Source organism: Bacillus sp. EB106-06-01-XG163 (assembly GCF_058791615.1).
Window position 1 is genome coordinate 58,336 of the sequence record NZ_JBYTDS010000014.1, and the last position, 19,603, is coordinate 77,938.

A 19,603-nucleotide genomic window follows, 5' to 3' on the forward strand; every position below is an offset into this window, starting at 1 on the left:
ATCCCGGCGTCAGACGCCGGGATTTCTTATGTTTGTGAACATATTCAGCTCTTCGATCATCTCTTTCAGGCTGACAGCCATATCCTCAGATACGGTCCGGCGCTCCATGTCGATGTGAATCGGGTCTAAGACCAGCTGTTTCGGGATGACATTTGCATAGACGCCCCGCATGACCGTCCGCATATTCGCCAGCGCGTTCATGCCTCCTTTTCCTCCGCCCGCCGCGGCCATGATTGCCACCGGTTTGTATGCCCAGTGATCGCTGCTTAAAAAATCAATGGCGTTTTTTAAAGCGCCGCTCATGCCGCTGTGATACTCGGGAGATAATAAGACGACGGCCGCCGACTTTTTCACCTGCCGCCTTAACTCTTGCACTGAAGGCAGCTCGTTCTGTTCTTCTTCACCGTTATAAAGCGGCAGATCACTTTCGCTCAAATCAATAAAATCGGTATGAAACCGATCTCTTATATAAGAAGCGGCAATTCTAGTCCGCCCGTTTTTTCTCGGTGTGCCGCTGATCACTAATATGCTCATGATTTTACCGCCTTTCCAAAAACATTATATTTTACCGCATACAATGCCGCCTGCGTCCGATCGGAAAGATTCAGCTTTGACAGCAGGTTGGACACGTGGGTTTTCACTGTTTTTTCTGAAATAAACAGTGCCGCCGCAATTTCCTTATTGCTTTTCCCTTTGGCTATTTCTTGAAGAACATCTTTTTCACGAGGGGTGAGCTGATCATATTTTTCCTTATCCTGATCATCCTGAACCATATGGGTCAGCACGTGAGGCACAATATCCGCCGACAGCCGGTAACGTCCGGAATACACTTCCCAGAGCGTTTTCACTAAATCATCGGGCTGGGCGTCTTTCAGCTGATACGCTTTTGCGCCGGCTTTAAGGGCGGGAATGACATGCTCCTGATCAGAATAGCTCGTCAAAACGACGATACTGATGTCCGGAAATCGTTCAGCCGCAATTTTTGCCGCTTCTATGCCGTCCATATCAGGCATTGATAAATCCATCAGAATGATGTCCGGCTCCGTCTTTTCAGCTTGCTGAAGCGCTTCAGCACCGGTGGACGCCTCACCGACAACTTCAATGTCTTCCTGAGTGGCGAAGAAATAGCGCAGTCCTTTGCGGACAACGTGATGATCATCAGCAATCACAATTTTCATCAATCAGACCTCCTGTCCCGAAATGGAAGCCGAACGGAGACAATCGTTCCGGCGCCAATCTCGGATTGCAATGTAAAGCGGCCTCCGATTGCTTCGGCGCGCGCTTTCATGCCGGTCACGCCGAGCGACGGCAGCACAGCATGCGCATCAGCGCTGAAGCCCGCTCCACGGTCGCTAATATGAAGCTCAGCGCAATCCGGCTTTTTAACGGCGGAAATGATAACCCGGTCCGTTCCCGCATGCTTTTTACAGTTATTCAAGGCTTCCTGGGCGATCCGCCAAAGCGCGTGTTCCTGTTCATCCGTAAGCTCCAGCTCATCCTCCATTTCACAAACGGCTTCCAGGCCGATAAGAGCGGCATAGCTTTTGATCGAAGCATACAGCCCTTTCGTCAAACTTTCCGGCTTCAGCTGCCAAATAAGCGCTCTCATTTCTGTTAGCGCATTCTGAGACAGCTCTTGAATAAACGTAATCATCTGCCGGAGCCGATCATCATCTGTAAAGCTCTTTGCGGCTTTTGCCGTTAAGCTGACAGAAAACAGCATCTGATTGACGGAATCATGCAGCTCTTGCGCAAGTCTGCTTCGTTCCATCAACAGGGCGTTCTGCTGCTCAAATTCGGCCAATTTCATCCGCTGAATCGCCGTTCCGATTTGAAATGCAACCGCTTCAAGCAGATGCAGTTCTTCTTCGTTGAAAAATGTCTTTTCGCTTGCGGCGACGTTTAATAAACCGAACTTCCGGCCGCCGTCCTCAAGCGGTACGGTCGCATGATGGGTAATGCCCTCCGTATCGCGGCAGTTCGTCGTCTGTTCCGCAAATTCAATCCGTTTACAATTCATTATGTTTACGGCCTTTGTCAATCCGCCATTGCTGAATTTGGTCAGACAATAGCATTCCCCGCTGCACATGAGTGCATTTTCCCGCTGACCGAGAGCCGGCGGTAAATAAGCGGATGCGGCGAGCGTATAAGATCCGTCCGGCTCAATCAGAAAAATCCACCCTGTCTGCAGCCCGGTCAGGCTGAGCAGTTCGCGAAGCACTTTATCAAGCGCTTCCTTTAAATCGTGGCTTTGGTTTAAGGTTTCCGCAATCGCTTTTAACGTTTTTAACGTTTCTACCGTCGTTTTCGTCAATTTCCCTCACTCCGGCCAATCAGAATTATCCATATTATATCAATTCTTTTCTGTATATTCCTTTGTTTTCAGCATGAATTTTCCTCATACTTTCGGATGAGGCGTATAAAAAAACCGCCGGATGTCGCTTCCGGCGGTTTGTTGTTTATTTCGTTTTTTCCACTATGCCATCCACCGTTTTCATGACGGCTTCAGATAATGCGGCAAGACGCTGTTCGCTGTCTTGTAAAGAAGTTCCCTTCACGGCGAAATAGAACTTCACTTTCGGCTCCGTTCCTGATGGACGAAGGCAGAACCAAGAGCCGTCTTCAAGGAAATATTTCAGGACATTTGACTTCGGCAGATCAATATCTTCTTCATGATGATCGGCAAATACAGTCCGTTTTCCCGTTGAATAGTCCTCAGCCTGCGTGATTTGTTTTCCGGCCATCTGCTTCGGCGGATCGTTTCGGAAAGAAGTCAGGATAGCGGAAATCTGCTCTGCTCCCTGTTTTCCTTTTAACGTCAATGACTTCAAGCCTTCACGGTAATAACCGTATTCTTTAAAAATGGACAGCAGCGCGTCATAAAGCGACATGCCCTGCTTTTTATAAAAGGCGCATACCTCGACGGCTAACAGCGCAGCCTGTATCGCGTCTTTGTCACGCGCGAAATCGCCGATTAAGTAGCCGTAGCTTTCTTCATACCCGAACTGGAACGTGTATTGGCCTGATTTTTCATATTCTTTGATCTTTTCACCGATAAATTTGAAGCCTGTCAGCGTGTCAACCGTATCTAATCCGAACGATGAAGCGACGGCGCGGCCCAATTCGCTCGTGACAATCGTTTTCATGACGACACCGTTTTCAGGAAGGGCGCCCTGTTTTTTCTTCTCGGAAAGCAGGTAATGCAACAAAAGCGCGCCTGTCTGGTTTCCCGTCAGCACTGTGTACTTGCCTTCGCTGTTTTTTACCGCAATGCCGAGACGGTCGGCATCCGGGTCCGTAGCGACGAGAATATCAGCGTTTTGTTCTTCTCCGAGTTTAATGGCATATTCGAATGCCGCGTGCTCTTCCGGATTCGGCGATTTGACGGTTGAAAAATCCGGGTCCGGCAGCTCTTGCTCCTTCACGACGGTGACGTTTTTGTAACCGAGTGCTTCAAGACCGCGGCGCACCGGTTTATTTGCCGTGCCGTGCAGCGGAGTGAACACGACGCTGACATCCACTTCATCCGAAAGCTCGGGATGTACGGAGATGGAAGTCAGTTCTTCAGTATATGGTTTATCAATTTCTTCACCGATTATTTTAATCAAACCTTTTTCTTTCAGCGACTGTTCATCTTCAACTTGAATCGTTAGTTCATTTTCTATGGCATTCACTTCCGCAATGACGATGTCCGCTTCTTTCGGCGGCAGCTGTGCGCCGTCATCGCCATACACTTTATATCCGTTATATTCAGGCGGGTTATGGCTGGCCGTCACGACGATACCGGCATAAGCGTTCAGCTTTCTCACCGCAAAAGACAGCTCAGGCGTCGGGCGGAGCTCATCAAATACGTATGTTTGAATGCCTTGGGAAGCAAGGGTTTTTGCAGCTTCCATCGCAAACTCAGGAGATTTATGACGGGAGTCGTATGCGATCGCAACCCCTCTTTTTTTCGCGTCTTCCCCCTGTTTCGCGATATACGCCGCAAGTCCGGCGGATGCTTTGCGGACCGTGTAAATATTCATCCTGTTCGTACCCGGCCCGATTTCTCCTCTCATGCCTCCTGTTCCGAACTCAAGATTTTTGTAGAAAAAATCTTCCAGCAGCTGCTCGTTTCCTTCTGCGTCCGCCAATAATTTTTTCAATTCTGAATCTAATTGTTCGGCCTGATTCCAGCGTTCGTAACTCTTACTCCAACTCATGTTCGTCCTCCTATAATTTCAGCTTATGACCATATTTTAATATGAAGCGGCTGCCCGTGTCACTTGATAACTTAACCAAATGCTTTATGTAAAAAGATAAAAGAAGGGCTCATGCCTTTTCGGCACAGCCCTCCGGTTATTATTGTTCGAGCGGAACAACCGCGTCGTGCAGCAGCGTATTTAACCACTCAGTGTGTTTTTCTTTCGTTTCGTCATTCCATTGGAATCGGTCGCTCATGTAATCAATCACGGCCGTTTTATACGTTTGCACCCATTTGATGTCGAAGAACAGTCTTCCCGTTCTGCGGACGAAGAAATCGGCAGGTGTCGCAGCCATTTCTTCTTCGATGCTGTAAGCCGCTTCAGCCAAAATGTGAACCGGAATCTGGCGTTTTTCCGCTTCGTCTTTCAGACCTTCAATCCGGCTGAATACATTTTCAACGTTAGAGCCGTATCTGATGGCTAACTGCTTAGCGGTTTCCTGTGATAAACCGATTTTCAAGCCGTCTTTTGTCTTTGCTTCCACAAATGACTCGAAGTTTTTAGAGCCGCCGACATGTCCGCCGGAAATCGGCATCGTCTTCGTCTTGCAGCCGCCGAAGTCCTGGCCGCCCTCTTCTTTCAAGCGGTCGCGGACAAGATCGACAATGTGCTCAGCCATTTTACGGTAGCCCGTCAGTTTTCCTCCGGCGATCGTAATCAGGCCTGATTGAGATGTCCAGATTTCATCTTTACGGGAGATCTCAGACGGGTCTTTCCCTTCTTCGTGAATAAGCGGTCTGAGGCCGGCCCAGCTTGATTCAATATCGTCCGCCGTAATGTTCAGTTCCGGGAACATATAATTGATGGAGCTGACGACATAATCGCGATCCTGCACCGTCATGCGCGGGTGCTCAAGTTTTTGTTTGTAAACCGTATCGGTCGTACCCACGTATGTTTTTCCTTCACGCGGAATGGCGAACACCATCCGGCCGTCCGGCGTATCAAAGTACACCGCCTGTTTAAGCGGGAATACGGATTGGTCGAATACGAGATGGACCCCTTTTGTGTGCTGAAGATGTTTTCCGCTTTTGCTGTGGTCTTTTTCTCTCAGCTCGTCGACCCACGGACCTGTCGCATTGACGATTTTTTTGGCGTAAACTTTGTATTCCTTGCCTGACAGCAGATCTTCAATTAAAACGCCGACAACTTTTCCTTTTTCATAAAGCAGTTCTTTCACTTTAGAATAGTTGACAGGCTCCGCACCGAATTTAACGGCTTCTTTCATGACTTCAATCGTCAGTCTCGCATCGTCCGTCCGGTACTCTACATAATAGCCTCCGCCTTTTAAGCCGTCTTTTTTGACGAGCGGCTCTTTTTGCAGCGTTTCTTTAGCAGACAGCATGCTTCTGCGCTCTGATTTTTTTACTCCCGCTAAATAGTCATACACACGCAGGCCGATGGAAGTAGAGAATGAACCGAACGTGCCGCCTTTATGAAACGGCAGCAGCATCCATTCCGGCGTCGTGACGTGCGGGCCGTTTTCGTACACGATGGCACGTTCCTTACCGACTTCTGCAACCATTTTGACTTCAAATTGCTTCAGATAACGCAAACCGCCGTGGACAAGCTTTGTGGATCGGCTTGATGTGCCGGCCGCGAAATCCTGCATTTCGCTCAAAGCGACTTTCATTCCCCTTGAAGCAGCGTCAAGCGCCGTACCGGCACCCGTAATACCTCCCCCTATAATAAACAGATCGTATGTTTTTTTAGTCATGTCTTCCAGCATATGATCCCGTTCTAAACTTGAAAATTGGTGATTCATCATTACGTTTCCTCCTTGTTGTCACGGTATAGAAAAAGAGACCACAACAGCCAAAGCGCAGTTATCACTTTGGTGCTGTGGTCTCTCCTCATCTCAGGACCGTTCCTATTAACTTGTTTTCAGTATACCACATTTTTATCTTATTTAAAAGCCATAGCTGCATTTACTGCTTTTTTCCATCCGCCGTACAATTCATCGCGTTTTTCATCTTCCATTTCCGGTTTGAATTGCTTATCAAGGTTCCATTGATCAGCGATTTCAGTGCTGTCCTTCCAGTAGCCGACAGCGATTCCGGCCAAATACGCAGCACCGAGCGCCGTCGTTTCATTAATTTCCGGACGTTCGACCGGCACATCAAGCAAGTCGCTTTGGAACTGCATGAGGAAGTTATTTTTTACCGCTCCGCCGTCTACACGCAATGTTTTTAAAGAGATGCCTGAATCAGCCTCCATGGCATCAAGCACATCTTTCGCCTGATAAGCGAGAGATTCAAGCGTAGCCCGGATAAAATGCTCCTTCGTCGTTCCGCGTGTCAGGCCGAAAACTGAGCCGCGCACGTCACTGTCCCAGTACGGTGTGCCTAATCCGACGAAAGCGGGCACGACATAAACACCGTCAGCGGAATCCACACGCTCTGCGTATGTCTCGCTTTCTTTTGAATCTTGGAACATCCGCATGCCGTCTCTCAGCCATTGGATGGCAGAACCTGCGACAAAGATGCTTCCTTCCAGTGCATACTCGACTTTTCCGTCTAATCCCCAGGCGATTGTCGTCAGAAGGCCGTGATCAGAAGTGATGGCTTTTTCTCCGGTATTCATCAGCATAAAGCAGCCTGTGCCGTATGTGTTTTTCCCCATGCCTTCTTCAAAGCACGCCTGACCGAACAGCGCAGACTGCTGGTCTCCGGCCGCTCCCGCAATCGGAATGTTTTTACCGAAGAAATGATAATCAACCGTTTTCGCGTACACATGAGAAGACGGTTTCACTTCCGGCAGCATTGATTTCGGCACGCCTAAAATATCAAGCAGCTCGTCATCCCATTTTAATTCATGTATATTAAACATCAGCGTTCTTGAAGCGTTGGAATAATCCGTTACGTGCGCCGCCCCTCCGGACATTTTCCAGATGAGCCATGAATCAATCGTTCCGAACAGAAGACTTCCGTTTTCCGCTTTTTCCCGCGCGCCTTCTACATTGTCAAGAATCCATTTGACTTTCGTTCCTGAGAAATAAGGGTCGATCAAAAGTCCCGTTTTTTCTCTGAATGTATCATTATATCCTTTTTCACGAAGCTCTTCGCAAATGCCGGATGTTTGTCTCGATTGCCAGACAATCGCATTGTATACCGGCTTTCCGGTATCTTTATCCCATACGACCGTCGTTTCCCTTTGGTTCGTGATGCCGATACCGGCAATTTGATCAGCGCTGATTCCGGACTCGGAGATCACAGTCGCGATAACGGCGAGCACCGATCCCCAGATTTCGTTCGCATTGTGCTCCACCCAGCCCGGCTGAGGGAAATGCTGTGTGAATTCCTTTTGAGCGGAATGCACGATTTTTCCTTCTTTATTAAAAAGAATCGCTCTTGAACTTGTTGTGCCTTGGTCAATTGATAAAATATAGGTCTCCATGATGCCGCTCTCCTTTTTAAATATATTCAGAATTTGATAATGTTTTCTGTGATTGAGATTTCTTGGTATAAAGATAAAGTATGAAAAGCACTACAACCATTATAACGCTTACAAACCAAAAGCTAGGTGTCACATTTCCTTTAAACGCGGCATTGTAAAATACGCCGCCGAACGCACCGCCCATGATCGGACCGATTACGGGAATCCAGGCATATTTCCAATTTGACGGCCCTTTTTTCGGAATCGGCAAAAAGGCGTGAGCGATTCTCGGCCCCAAATCCCGCGCAGGGTTGATCGCATATCCGGTCGTCCCTCCAAGAGAAATCCCGATGGCAACGATGAGGAATCCGACAATCAGCGGGTTCAGCCCTTTTGTAAATTCATTCGCTCCGATTGCCAAAATGCCGAGCACAAGCACAAACGTACCAATGACTTCACTTATCATATTCCCAAATGTATGAGGAATACTCGGGCCGGTCGAGAAAACGCCCAGTTTAGCGGCCGGATCATCCGTCGCCTTCCAATGCGGCAGATAATGAAGGTACACAACAACCGCACCGATCATTGCTCCGATCATCTGTCCCGCAATATAAACAGGTACCTCTTTCCAAGGAAAGCTGCCTTCAAGCGCAAGGCCTATCGTTAAAGCCGGATTCAAGTGGGCGCCGCTGATGCTGCCGACGGCATATGCCGCCATGGCTACTCCCAATCCCCAGCCGAATACAATAACAATCCATCCGGATTGGTATGAAAGCGATTTCTTTAAATTGACTCCCGCACAAACGCCGCCGCCGAAAATAACAAGCAGCATTGTACCGATTACTTCTCCCCAAAATGCTGTCATCATCATTCCTCCTAAATGACATAATAGCAGGTTTGACAGAGTTATAGAGAATAAAAAACCCACAACAAACCGCTTTACGCTTTATTGCTTCCGTAAAGAGCTGTTGTGGGTCTCCGGGTCTCCATCACATAGTATTAACCTAGGTCTATTGTAACAATGGGTGTAAGCGGTGTCAATCTTTTTTTGTCATAGAATGTTCATATTTAGCCCATAGGTCGGTGTCTGAAGTCGTCACGGCCGTGGCTCCTGCCTGCAAGGCGTTTTCAACGTCCTGCTCCGTGCGGATGAAGCCGCCGGCAAAAATCGGAATCCCCGTCATTTCTTTAATTTCTCTGATTAAAGTCGGAACGATGCCCGGGAGAACCTCGATAAAGTCAGGCTTATGCTTTCCGACGAATTCCATGCTTTTCTCCATGGCGCTCGTATCTAAGAGAAACAGACGCTGGATCGCGTATATTTTCTTTTGTTTCGCTTTAACGATGACTGATGATCTCGTCGAAATGATGCCCGCGGGCCGGATATCCTGGCAAATGAACTCCGCACCGTATTCATCATGCTTAATGCCGTGGATTAAATCGACGTGAACCATCAGAAGTTTTCCGTGTTTTTTCGCTTCATTCACGACACCTTTTAATTGACCGAGGTGGATATCTAAAATGACGCCGTATAAGAACGGACTTTCTAAAAATGCATCGAATTGCTTCATGTTCCGGATTGCCGGTAGAATCTGCTGGTTGTGAAAACTCATGTTTTACTCCTTTACATTAAAAATCAATGCTCAGCACGCTTTCCTTGACGGTCGAAATGATGAAAGAGAGCTCCTCGTCCGACAGGCAAAAAGGCGGAGACAGCTGAATGACATTATTATATCCCGCTACAGTATCGCCATTTTTCCCGACAAGCAGGCCTTTTTCTCTGCACGCGGTGATGACGTGTTGCACAAGGGCGGCATCAGCGGGTTCCTTCGTGATTTTGTCCTTGACGAGCTCAATGCCTGCAAGAAGGCCCTTGCCCCGTACATCTCCGACCGCCGGATGTTCTCTGAGCGGCTCAAGCTCACGGAGCAGCCTTTCTCCAAGCTCCCGGGAGCGGGCGATCAGATTTTCGTCCTCCATCAATTGCAGGTTTTTCAAGGCCAGGGCGCAGGCTGCCGGATTGCCTCCGAATGTATTCACGTGCCGGAAGCGGCCGTACGGCTCACCGCCCGAATACGCCTCAAAAATCTCCCGTTTTACTGCCGTTGCCGACAGCGGCAGATAAGCGCTCGTAATGCCTTTTGCCATTGTGACGATGTCCGGTGAAACGCCGTAATGCTGAAATCCGAACGGCTCTCCCGTGCGGCCGAAACCGCAAATGACTTCATCACTGATCAGAAGCGCGCCGTGGCGGCGGCAAATGTCCTCTACCTTTGCCATATACCCGTCCGGGGGCATCAGTATCCCTCCGCCTGTAATAATCGGTTCCATAATAACGCCGGCAATCGTTTCGCTTAACTCCCACGTCATGATCCGGTCGATTTCATGCGCGCTTTCCAATGTGACGGCATCGCCGGGATTCCGATAGAGATCAGGCGGCGCCGCGTGCAAAAAACCTTGTGAGAGCGGCTCATATTTATATTTTCTCTGCGCCTGGCCGGTAGCGGCGAGCGCCCCCATCGTATTGCCGTGATAGCCTCTGTACCGGGAGATGAATTTGAAGCGGCTGTGATCGCCGTTTTCAATGTGGTATTGGCGGGCAATTTTGAACGCGGTTTCATTTGCTTCCGATCCGCTGTTGGAAAAGAAGATTACATAATCGCCGTCGAGCCATTCATTCAATTTTTCCGCAAGCTCAATCGCGGGTTGATGGCTTTGGGTCAGCGGATAATAAGGAAGCTCCTTCAATTGGCTGTAAGCCGCATCGGCAAGTTCCTTTCTGCCGTATCCGATATTGACGCACCACAGGCCTGACATGCCGTCCAAATACCGTCTGCCGTCAATGTCCGTAACCCAGGCGCCTTCCCCTTTTTGGACGATTATGCTGTCATCCGGCTCCGCCCCTTTCATCGCGTGCCAAATCAGCTCTTTATCCTTTTGTTTGAGTGACTGATTTTTTTGTACATGTTCCACACCGCTCATCTCCCTTTCAATATCATTGCACTGTATCGAAAGCTGCCCGGCTTCTGACGCCGATTCTCTTGGTGAAGTTTTCCTCTTAATAAGAATATAAAGGCGCGGCATGGGCGAGTCAATAAAGCGGCGGCAATTAAAAAAACGCTTTCTCCCAGAAAGCGAAAGGGCTACAAGAGCATATCCCGAAACAGGGGCCGGTGCAAGTGTTTTTATAAAAAAACCCGCCCCTTAAGCGGAGCGGGCGTTTTTTTTATTTCAGATGCGTAATCCGGTAAATGTCTTTGCGCCGGTCTTTCAGCTGGCGCACGGTTCCGTTTTCACGCTGCCTTCTTAAGATTTCAAGGTCCACGTCCCCGATCACGACCATTTCGATATTCGGATTCGTTTCACCGACGATTCCGTCTCTGGCAAATTCAAAATCAGACGGAGCAAAAATGGCTGACTGCGCGTATTGAATATCCATATTTTCTGTTTGCGGCAGGTTTCCGACCGTACCTGAGATGACGGTGTAAATTTGGTTTTCAACCGCTCGCGCCTGAGAGCAGTACCTTACGCGCAAGTAGCCTTGGCGGTCTTCAGTGCAGAACGGCGTAAAGATAATTTTCGCCCCTTGATCCGCGGCAATTCTCGCAAGCTCCGGAAATTCGATATCGTAACAGATCTGAATGGCGATCTTTCCGCAGTCCGTATCAAATACGCGCACCCTGTCTCCGGCGCTGATGCCCCACCATTTCCGCTCATTCGGCGTAATGTGAAGCTTATATTGTTTTTCAATCGTGCCGTCACGTCTGAATAAGTACGCGATGTTATAAATTTTCCCCTCTTCTTCAACGAAGTGGGAGCCGCCGATGATGTTGACGTTATATTTCACCGCGAGATCTGTAAAGAGGCTGATATAGTCCTCGGTATATTCGGTAATCCTCTGAATGGCCAGACTCGGAGAACGCTCCTCGAGGAAAGACATGAGCTGCGTCGTGAAAATCTCCGGGAACACTGCGAAATCAGATCTCGCATCGGAAGCCACATCGACATAATATTCAACCTGATTGGCAAATTCCTCGAAGGAGTAAATCTTTTTCATTTCATATTGAATGACGCAGATGCGCACCGGAAATGCCGATTTGTAATAGCGCTTCGATTGCGGCAGGTAATCGACATTGTTCCATTGCATTAATGTCGCATATTTAATGGACGCGGTGTCATCCGGGAGATAATTCGGATTGATCCGCATGAGCGTAAATCCGTTCATCAGCTGGAAAGAAAGCACCGGATCATAAATCTGATGGCGCGTCACCTGTTCGACATAGGCTCTCGCCGTCATTTCTTCCGCATACTTATGATAATTCGGAATCCGCCCGCCGATAATGATGCTTTTCAGATTCAATCGTCTCGCCAAGTCTTTTCTCGCCTCATACAGCCGGTGTCCGATTTTCATCCGTCTGTATTCCGGGTGAACCATTACCTCAATCCCGTACAGATTCAATCCGTCCGGGTTGTGGTTCGTGATATAACCGTCGTCTGTAATGTCCTGCCACGTGTGGCGGTCATCATATTCATCGAAATTGATGATCAGGCTTGAGCATGAACCGATAATTTCCCCTTCATACTCGGCGCAAAACTGACCTTCCGGAAAGTGCGCGAGATGGCTGATTAAATGCTCAGGCTCCCACGGCTCCATCCCCGGAAAACAATCCTTTTGCAGCTCAATAATTTTGTTGATATCTTTCTCTTCCATATTCCGGATGACCATTTTCTTTTCAAAACGGGTCAGATCAAGTTTCTCAGACAATGCTGCTTCCCCCTGCCGTTTCGTTTTGATCGTTCAATCGCTGTAAGAGTAATTCAAGTTCCATTTCCGCCATCGATTCCAGTCTGTGATCGTATTCTTCAAATAACAGGGCGCTTGTTACCTTATTCGGGACGATGACACATTTCATGCCGGCCCGTTTGGCTGCGATTGAGCCGTTGACCGAATCCTCAAAGGCCAGACATTCAGATGGTTCAACGCCTAAATGTTCCGCAGCTTTCAGATAGAGCTCCGGATTCGGCTTCACTTCTTCTACGTCGTCAGCCGTCTGAATCACTTCAAATTCATCAAACAGGCCTAATTCCTTCAGATGGCCCGATACCCATTTAAAATCTGAGCTGGACGCGAGCCCCACTTTCAATCCTAATTCTTTTGCCGCGGCTAAATAAGCCTCCACCCCGGGACGCGCCGTTTCCGTCTTCATCCGCTGTTCGAAGCGCCCGCGCCTGATCGCCGTCAGTTCATCATGATCGAGCTTTCTTCCCAGCTGCTCCTCTAAATATGCGAACGGCTTAAACCCCGCGGCCGTTCCGATCACCTTTCCCCAGACGGATAAAGGCAATGTTGAACCGTGTTCTTCAAACATTTCCTGCAGCACTTCATATTCATGGGTTTCTGTATCTAAAATTAACCCGTCAAAATCAAAGATTAATGCTTTTATCAATGGTTACAGCTCCTTTAGCTAAACGTACTGACCTATGTATACACTATACCGTGAATTTCTTTCGCGTTCAAAATGTAACATTCTCACGGAAAGAAGAGCCTGCATGAGTGCAAGCTCTCTTCATCCGTTACTGTGTGTTTTGACTGGAAATATTGGAAAGAGCTGCTCCCGCAGACTCATTTGAACGCTGATCGACCGCTAAGTCTCCAAGCGCAACGATCCCGACCAGATGATTTTGATCGACAATGGGAAGGCGGCGGATTTGGTGTTGGGCCATCAGATGTGACGCCTCTTCAAGACTCATTTCCGGGTTTCCGGATACAACTGCAGAAGACATCACGTGTGAAACAGGTGTTTGGCCATCGCGGCCTTGAGCCGTTGTTCTCAATGCGATATCACGGTCTGTCAGCATTCCTTTTAATTCCCCTCCGTCAACGACGGGAATTGCTCCGACATTATGCTGGTGCATCAGCGCAGCCGCTTCCTGAATCGTTTGATTGGGAGAAACGGTAGCCACGTGGGTAGTCATTGATTGTTTGATTGAACTCATTGTAAAGCACCCCTTTCGACATTTATTATGCTCGGGGATTTGTCTCATTATAAAGGGAGTTAGAGGAAAGAAATTGTGGTATCATGTCAAGGAAGCAAAAAAGAGCCTGTTAAAAGGCTCTTTATACCCGTCAGATCAGCCTTCTGTGACCGCAGGCTTCTGATCCGGCCCCTGTCTCGAAATCATCATAGGTAAAGGGAAAATTCATTCCGCATTCATTCAGCAAAGCGCAATTTTTATCAAACAGCGCCCGCTCTTTGACGTCATATACCGGGTGCGGCTTTGACAGCATGATATGTACCGTTTGCAGACAAGCCATAATTTGAAACGCTTCTTTTAAAGTTCCTTGGTAACGTTGGTTTTGTAATGATAATACGCCCCTTTTTTTAAAGCGCTGAATTTCCAGTTCGGAGAAATAAAGAGGAAAGACATTTTGAAACAATTCAGAGGAAAGCTCTTGTATCGCGCTTTCTTGTCCGTCAGTCGCTGCGTTCACAATTCTCACATCAATCACCTTTCTTGCCATGTGAATATCCTTAATCTTTATCAAGAATAGCATAGAAAAAAACGCGAAAGCTAAGGTAAGTGTTTCCTATTGAAACAGCCGCTTTCCGCTTGAAAAGGAGCTTTATGATATGAAACAAAATGACCGCGGTCTGGAACTCCTGATTACGGAAAAGCACGCCGGACAATGGCTGTTTTCAGTCCTGAAATCTGAATTCCAGGCGTCAAAACCCGTAATTACGGAATGGATGAACCAAGAAAGCATTCAGGTGAATCGAACATCCCCGAAAAACAACATCATACTGAAAACCGGAGATCGCTTATTCATTGATCTTCAGGAAAAAACGGGTTCTTCGGTGACTCCGGAATACGGAGAGCCGGACATTTTATTTGAGGACAATCATATGCTGATTGCAAATAAGCCGGCGGGAATGCCGACTCATCCAAATGAAGAGGGTCAGACCGGCACCCTCAGCAACCTGATCGCTTACCATTTTCAAATCAACGGCGAGCAGGCGAAAGTGCGCCACGTTCACCGTCTTGACCGTGACACGTCAGGCGCGGTCGTTTTCGCGAAACACCGCCTGGCCCATGCAATCCTTGACCGTCAGCTCGAAACCAAAACATTAAAACGCACCTATATCGCCGCGGCGGAAGGAAAAGTCACGCCGAAAAAAGGCACGGTTGACTCGCCGATCGGCCGCGACAGGTCACATTCCGTCAGACGGCGCGTCTCACCCGGCGGACAAGCCGCCGTCACCCATTACAAAGTGAAAGGCTATCATCCCGGTGCGCAGCTTACATTGGCAGAGCTTGAACTGGAAACCGGGAGAACACATCAAATCAGGGTGCATATGGCAAGCATCGGCCATCCGTTGGCGGGCGATGACCTGTACGGCGGAAGCAGGACGCTGTTTCACAGGCAGGCGCTTCACGCAAAAAAAGTCAGTGTCGTCCATCCGATCTCAGGAGAAGAAATCGTTGCCGAGGCGCCGATGCCGGCTGATCTGGCTCATTTTACCGAAACGTATTTTTCTTAAACAGGGTCGGCATATATAATATATCGTTTCGGCGCATTTCCAATGTAAGAAAACGGATAGCAAGTGGTCAGGATCAGTTCCTCCCGCTTGTGCTGAAGGGTGATGACAGATGTATCATCCCGGCTGACGATTTTTGTACGGCTGATTTTATAAGAAAACGTGCCGTAAGACAAAATCACGTTCAGTCTGTCTCCTTTTTTCAGTTCGCCGGTCCGGCGGAACACCGTGTCCCTGTGGCCGGATAACACAATTTGGCCGTGATCGCCCGGATAATAGCTGTCCTTATAATGTCCGACGCCTTTTGCTAAATCATCTGCGTCAGTCCCTTCCACGATCGGGAGCTCAGCGTCGATTTCAGGGATTTCTAAAATGCCGCTTGCCTCACCCGTTTCGGGGTGAAATTCTTTTTTGCGCTGTGTCAGCACAGCGCTTTTTGTTTCGTTCTTTTCCAAGACAGGTTCTGTTGCTTTTTTTGCTTCTTCAAGCGAATGGTTCGTTTTCATATGTGAATCAATGATCTTCCAGCTTCCGTAACATGTGATGATGATACCGGCGATGATGACGAAAAGCGGAATAAGTTTCAGTTTGTTCATCGTGTGCGGGTTCCCCTTTTCTTTCTGAAAAGCCAATATACGCCGGCACCCGTGATCACCAGACCGGCCAATGCCGTCTGATGGCTGCCCGCTGAAGTATCAGGCAATGGGCGGCCTTTTTGTGTGCCGCTTTCAGTCTGTTTTGTGCTTTGTTCCGAATTTGCGGCAGACGCCGGACGGGATTCGGGAATTGACTGCACTGTATCAGATGCTGTTTCTTTTACGACAGGACGTTCAGGTTTTTTGGTTTGATCAGGCTGTTCTGCCGCATCCGGTTTTTTAGCGGGTTTTTCCGCTTGCGGTTTTTCTCCTTTATCAGGCCTGGTGCCGCCCGGTGTTTCCCCGCTTCCCGGCTGATTGCCGGTGTCATCAGGTGTTTCGGCGGTTGATGCCGTGCGGATTCGGCCGTCGGTTTGATAAGAAATCGGCGCGGAAAAGCTTTTGACATAGTCTACTGTCGCTTCCAAATCCTCAGGCCCCGTCACCGGATTCTTGCCGAGTTTCCCGATCGGACCGTATTTTGCCCCCGCTGCCGTTGCCATAAATTGATTGACTGTTACTGTATATCCTTTTTCGGGCTGTATGTCTGTCCCGTCCGCCATCTTCATATCAACCGCTTGTCCGGTTTCCGGGTTCCATGTATAGGAAAATCCGCTGATGCTGTAATCCGGTCCGTACACCGGAGAAATTTGCGCGTTAATGATCTCCCGCAAATCTTTTCCTTTGATTTCAAGCTTCGTCAGCACATTGCCGAACGGCTGTACATTATAAAGGTCTCCCCATGTGATCGGCCCTTTTTTTAAGCCGTCCCGGATGCCTCCTCCATTCATAAGCGCAAAATCGGATTTCATCTTCGCTTTCATACCGTCGGCAATCAGATTTCCGAGCGCCGTGTCGCCGTCATTTGAATACCCGCCCGTTATATCATGGGCCGCTTCCCCGACTGCTTCGCTGATAATCGGTTTCACTTTCTCTTCATATTTGCTTAATATGCCTGCCGCAGCCGGGTCAGGCTTGATTTTGCTTTGATCGATATATTGGATTTCCGCTGATTTTTTCACGATATCCTTCGACTCTTTATCAAGTTCAAGATCGGCGATTCCGATTGCTTTTCCGTATTCAAATGCCTGCACGATCAGCTTGCCGTTGATTTCTCCGTTTACGACTTTATGATTGTGCGCGGCGAAAATCACATCAATCTCTGAGTCTGTTCCGCTTGCAAGCTTTGCGGATTCTCCCGTGATGGCTGAGCCATTTTGTTCAGCAGACATATGGGCGAGCACGGCGATTGCTTTAATTCCTTTTTTCTTCAGGTCAGCGGCGGCGTCATTGACAGCCTTTACCTCATCCGTAAACGTAATATTTTTAATTCCGTCCGGGATGACCATGCCTGCCGCCGATCTGGTTACAACCCCGATAAATGCGACCGGAATTCCGGAAACGTATTTAATTTCATACGGCGGCAGAAAGGACTCCCCTGACTTCAGTTTACAGTTGGCGCAGACGAGCGGGAAATTTTGGCCGTCATAACCGCTTGTCCCCTTACCGTCCGGATGATCTCCTCCATTGATGATCCGTTTAAGCTCATTCGTTCCTTCATCGAATTCGTGATTGCCGACAGTTCCGACATCAAAACCGATGTCTTCCATCAATTCTACTGTCGGTTCATCCTGAAAAAGGGCTGACACGGGAGAGCTGCCCCCGATCATATCGCCCGCATGCACGACAAAGGCGTGTTCTTTCTCGGCTTTCGCCTTTTTAATGTACGCTGCGGCGTAGTCCATCCGCCCGAACGTGCCATCCGGTTTACCGTCTCCGTTAAGGTCAAACTCATATTGCTGATCAATTTTTCCGTGCAGATCATTCATGCTGATGATTCTGAGCGGGACACGGCCGGAGTCTTCTGTCTGCTGTTCTTTATACGCTTTATCCGTTCCAGCTTCATTCAGTGATCCTGCTTGTCCGATTGCTTCCGCATCTTTCACGCTGAACATCAAAAAACAAAACGTCAGCAAACAGCACGTAAGACGCATACCCCTTTTTTTCTTCATTCATTTCCCCCCTGTCTTCTAAGAAATACGTTAGCTTATTTTCTTAGAAATCACATCACTTTTTTGTAAAGATTGTCTTCACTGGCGCAAAATAGTAAATAATCCCCACGTAACGAAACAGGTTTTGATGTATAACGGATCGGCTTTTTTCACATCTTAATGATGATTTGACATGAAGGAGGAAAACAACCAGTGGAACAGCAGCAGAATCAGCAGCAGCCGCCAGTAAATCAAGGGATCCCGGGTTCACCGCAAGTGAATCACGGAGGACATGAGCTTTTCGATATGCATGAAGTGCTGGCCGGAACAGTCGGCGTTTTGGATCAATTTATGATGCTCAGACAGTTTATACAGGATCAGCAGCTGGCCGACATCCTTGACCGCCAGTATCAATTCATTCTCGGACTCTATAATCTGACGGCAGAATGCTTTAAGACCGGCCAAAAGCCTTCTCAGGAAACGTCGACATATATGATGAAGGAACAGAACCAGGCCGTCTACGGTATAAAACCGACTCAGCCGAAAAAACCGAATCAATCATTAAATGATGTCAAAGATCTCGGGATCAGCGGCCATATGCTCGGCCTGATTAAAGCTCAAGCTTCTCTCTTGACGATGAGCTCGCTTGAAATGACCAATCCCGTCACTAGAAGAGTGCTCTCCGCCCAAATACAGCAATATGTCGAAATGGCGTATGAAATCTTCTTATACCAAAACAAACACGGTTATTATCAGGTTCCTCAGCTCAATGCACAAGATATGCAGACCATGCTGAATTCATTTGCACCGGCCCAGGGACAGCCGCAAATGCCTCCGATTAAAGGACAAATGGGACAGCAGCAGCAAAACCTCCATTGATTAAAAAACGGCGTTGGAAACCTGACTCTCCAATGCCGTTTTCTTTTTTTCATATGCTTTTATGAAATCATGTTCAAATTGTTTCAGGCTTTCTTTCGTAGCCGCTTCAAAGCCTTTTTCAAAATCCTGTGTTTCGGCGGTTTTGTTGATAATGGTTAAGATAATGCCTTCTCCGAATGTTTCGGTTAAATCCTTTATCATATAGAAGCTTTGCAAATAGACATCCGTTTCATATTCCATACGCGATTTCTGCCATTTTCGGTCGGTCGTTAATTGATCAAACGGCACGACGGAAAATGCAATCGGATCAATGACTACATCATAATGCGCGACCCACTCGCTCAGCCCCTCATGAAACCAAAGCGGAAATACAGACGTATCCGTCCCCAATTGCCGCGTTTTTTGATGAAACGCGTAGTGTGTATATTCATGTATAATCAATTGCTTATACATGAAAACGGCCAGCTCATCTTTTTTCAAAAGCTGTTTTTTCTCTTCAGGCAAAAGCCCCATCATCTGCTCCTGTTCTGAATAAAAACCGACTACATTTTTCAATCCTGAATATTGCTCCATTTCAGCTTCATCTGAAAAGAAAATGAGTTCAAGTGGCGCTGCACCTTTATAGCCGACAATGATTTGATTGATACGCTTTGCGTGGTCCAGCGCAAGCTTGGTCAGATCCAAGAGCGGCTTTTCATCCGCCGTATAGTAAATCGCTGTATGTTTGTAAATTTCTTTATTCATGTGTTCAGTCACTTGTTCCTTCGTCGGAACAGAGCGGCTGTTTTGGCCTGACAGGACGTACATCATACTTACTGAAACGGCTGAACTGACAGCCAATATGACAAGGACTCCGCACAGGATCAGAGTGAATGCCGCCCGTTTCCCCATGCCGTCACGCAAACAAGCTCCCCTCCCCGATCCTTTCATTTTCATCTCATTCT

Annotated in this window: 18 protein-coding genes; 2 read left to right on the forward strand and 16 right to left on the reverse strand. The window is 48.1% G+C overall.

The window, feature by feature from the left end:
* Window positions 1-9: 9 nt before the first annotated feature.
* From AC3WTF_RS15685 to AC3WTF_RS15745, 13 genes are all read right to left on the reverse strand, one after another.
* A complete protein-coding gene (locus AC3WTF_RS15685; RefSeq protein WP_007409280.1) occupies window positions 10-534 on the reverse strand; it encodes an NADPH-dependent FMN reductase in 525 nt (174 codons plus the stop codon).
* Complete coding sequence (locus AC3WTF_RS15690; RefSeq protein ID WP_047935530.1) at window positions 531-1,178, reverse strand: response regulator; 648 nt, start codon at window positions 1,176-1,178, stop codon at window positions 531-533. The genes AC3WTF_RS15685 and AC3WTF_RS15690 overlap by 4 nt, the downstream gene beginning before the upstream one ends.
* On the reverse strand, window positions 1,178-2,314 hold the full coding sequence (locus AC3WTF_RS15695; RefSeq protein WP_129003801.1) for a GAF domain-containing sensor histidine kinase: 1,137 nt from the start codon (window positions 2,312-2,314) through the stop codon (window positions 1,178-1,180). Before AC3WTF_RS15695 ends, AC3WTF_RS15690 begins: the two co-directional genes overlap by 1 nt.
* Before the next feature lie 145 nt (window positions 2,315-2,459).
* Window positions 2,460-4,202, reverse strand: a complete 1,743-nt coding sequence (locus AC3WTF_RS15700) for a phospho-sugar mutase (protein ID WP_007409283.1) — start codon at window positions 4,200-4,202, stop codon at window positions 2,460-2,462.
* A gap of 139 nt (window positions 4,203-4,341) precedes the next feature.
* The gene (gene glpD, locus AC3WTF_RS15705) at window positions 4,342-6,009 is read right to left on the reverse strand and encodes a glycerol-3-phosphate dehydrogenase (protein WP_003155341.1); all 1,668 of its coding nucleotides are present in this window, start codon (window positions 6,007-6,009) and stop codon (window positions 4,342-4,344) included.
* Between the two features lie 137 nt (window positions 6,010-6,146).
* Window positions 6,147-7,637 (reverse strand): glycerol kinase GlpK, encoded by a 1,491-nt coding sequence (gene glpK, locus AC3WTF_RS15710; protein WP_007409284.1) that lies wholly within the window; start codon window positions 7,635-7,637, stop codon window positions 6,147-6,149.
* Between the two features lie 16 nt (window positions 7,638-7,653).
* Entirely contained in the window at window positions 7,654-8,481 is an 828-nt protein-coding gene (locus AC3WTF_RS15715) for an MIP/aquaporin family protein (RefSeq protein ID WP_007409285.1), read from the reverse strand.
* Window positions 8,482-8,653: 172 nt separating this feature from the next.
* The gene (locus AC3WTF_RS15720; protein WP_007409286.1) at window positions 8,654-9,229 is read right to left on the reverse strand and encodes a glycerol-3-phosphate responsive antiterminator; all 576 of its coding nucleotides are present in this window, start codon (window positions 9,227-9,229) and stop codon (window positions 8,654-8,656) included.
* A gap of 16 nt (window positions 9,230-9,245) precedes the next feature.
* Window positions 9,246-10,598: an aspartate aminotransferase family protein gene (locus tag AC3WTF_RS15725; protein ID WP_492314306.1), complete on the reverse strand. Its 1,353-nt coding sequence runs from the start codon at window positions 10,596-10,598 to the stop codon at window positions 9,246-9,248.
* A 244-nt stretch (window positions 10,599-10,842) separates the two neighbouring features.
* Window positions 10,843-12,381: a bifunctional GNAT family N-acetyltransferase/carbon-nitrogen hydrolase family protein gene (locus tag AC3WTF_RS15730; RefSeq protein ID WP_007408451.1), complete on the reverse strand. Its 1,539-nt coding sequence runs from the start codon at window positions 12,379-12,381 to the stop codon at window positions 10,843-10,845.
* Entirely contained in the window at window positions 12,374-13,063 is a 690-nt protein-coding gene (locus tag AC3WTF_RS15735; protein ID WP_007408450.1) for an HAD family hydrolase, read from the reverse strand. The genes AC3WTF_RS15730 and AC3WTF_RS15735 overlap by 8 nt, the downstream gene beginning before the upstream one ends.
* Before the next feature lie 127 nt (window positions 13,064-13,190).
* On the reverse strand, window positions 13,191-13,613 hold the full coding sequence (locus AC3WTF_RS15740) for a CBS domain-containing protein (protein ID WP_007408449.1): 423 nt from the start codon (window positions 13,611-13,613) through the stop codon (window positions 13,191-13,193).
* A gap of 130 nt (window positions 13,614-13,743) precedes the next feature.
* A complete protein-coding gene (locus AC3WTF_RS15745; RefSeq protein WP_007408448.1) occupies window positions 13,744-14,139 on the reverse strand; it encodes a DUF5365 family protein in 396 nt (131 codons plus the stop codon).
* A 109-nt stretch (window positions 14,140-14,248) separates the two neighbouring features.
* On the opposite strand from AC3WTF_RS15745, the gene AC3WTF_RS15750 reads away from it, so the two are divergent.
* Window positions 14,249-15,157 carry an RluA family pseudouridine synthase gene (locus AC3WTF_RS15750; protein ID WP_007408447.1) on the forward strand — a complete coding sequence of 303 codons (909 nt, stop codon included), beginning with the start codon at window positions 14,249-14,251 and terminating at the stop codon, window positions 15,155-15,157.
* Here AC3WTF_RS15750 and srtD read toward each other — a convergent pair.
* Both srtD and AC3WTF_RS15760 read right to left on the reverse strand, forming a co-directional pair.
* Window positions 15,154-15,750, reverse strand: coding sequence for a class D sortase, LPxTATN-specific (srtD, locus tag AC3WTF_RS15755; protein ID WP_031378431.1), 597 nt, complete (start codon window positions 15,748-15,750; stop codon window positions 15,154-15,156). The two genes, AC3WTF_RS15750 and srtD, sit on opposite strands and share 4 nt — an antisense overlap.
* Window positions 15,747-17,801: a bifunctional metallophosphatase/5'-nucleotidase gene (locus AC3WTF_RS15760; RefSeq protein WP_492314307.1), complete on the reverse strand. Its 2,055-nt coding sequence runs from the start codon at window positions 17,799-17,801 to the stop codon at window positions 15,747-15,749. Before AC3WTF_RS15760 ends, srtD begins: the two co-directional genes overlap by 4 nt.
* A gap of 192 nt (window positions 17,802-17,993) precedes the next feature.
* Between AC3WTF_RS15760 and AC3WTF_RS15765 the strand changes: the two genes are divergently transcribed.
* Window positions 17,994-18,659 (forward strand): spore coat protein, encoded by a 666-nt coding sequence (locus tag AC3WTF_RS15765; RefSeq protein WP_007408445.1) that lies wholly within the window; start codon window positions 17,994-17,996, stop codon window positions 18,657-18,659.
* On the opposite strand, the gene AC3WTF_RS15770 is transcribed toward AC3WTF_RS15765, so the two are convergent.
* The gene (locus AC3WTF_RS15770; RefSeq protein WP_015239463.1) at window positions 18,660-19,562 is read right to left on the reverse strand and encodes a hypothetical protein; all 903 of its coding nucleotides are present in this window, start codon (window positions 19,560-19,562) and stop codon (window positions 18,660-18,662) included.
* Window positions 19,563-19,603: the final 41 nt, after the last annotated feature.

Excerpts from the sequence above, each read along its gene's own strand:
- AC3WTF_RS15685 (WP_007409280.1), bottom strand. The coding sequence starts at position 534 with ATGAGCATATTAGTGATCAGCGGCACACCGAGAAAAAACGGGCGGACT.
- AC3WTF_RS15690 (WP_047935530.1), bottom strand. The coding sequence starts at position 1,178 with ATGAAAATTGTGATTGCTGATGATCATCACGTTGTCCGCAAAGGACTG.
- AC3WTF_RS15700 (WP_007409283.1), bottom strand. The coding sequence starts at position 4,202 with ATGAGTTGGAGTAAGAGTTACGAACGCTGGAATCAGGCCGAACAATTA.
- glpD (WP_003155341.1), bottom strand. The coding sequence starts at position 6,009 with ATGATGAATCACCAATTTTCAAGTTTAGAACGGGATCATATGCTGGAA.
- glpK (WP_007409284.1), bottom strand. The coding sequence starts at position 7,637 with ATGGAGACCTATATTTTATCAATTGACCAAGGCACAACAAGTTCAAGA.
- AC3WTF_RS15715 (WP_007409285.1), bottom strand. The coding sequence starts at position 8,481 with ATGACAGCATTTTGGGGAGAAGTAATCGGTACAATGCTGCTTGTTATT.
- AC3WTF_RS15720 (WP_007409286.1), bottom strand. The coding sequence starts at position 9,229 with ATGAGTTTTCACAACCAGCAGATTCTACCGGCAATCCGGAACATGAAG.
- AC3WTF_RS15725 (WP_492314306.1), bottom strand. The coding sequence starts at position 10,598 with ATGAGCGGTGTGGAACATGTACAAAAAAATCAGTCACTCAAACAAAAG.
- AC3WTF_RS15740 (WP_007408449.1), bottom strand. The coding sequence starts at position 13,613 with ATGAGTTCAATCAAACAATCAATGACTACCCACGTGGCTACCGTTTCT.
- AC3WTF_RS15745 (WP_007408448.1), bottom strand. The coding sequence starts at position 14,139 with ATGGCAAGAAAGGTGATTGATGTGAGAATTGTGAACGCAGCGACTGAC.
- AC3WTF_RS15750 (WP_007408447.1), top strand. The coding sequence starts at position 14,249 with ATGAAACAAAATGACCGCGGTCTGGAACTCCTGATTACGGAAAAGCAC.
- srtD (WP_031378431.1), bottom strand. The coding sequence starts at position 15,750 with ATGAACAAACTGAAACTTATTCCGCTTTTCGTCATCATCGCCGGTATC.
- AC3WTF_RS15760 (WP_492314307.1), bottom strand. The coding sequence starts at position 17,801 with ATGAAGAAAAAAAGGGGTATGCGTCTTACGTGCTGTTTGCTGACGTTT.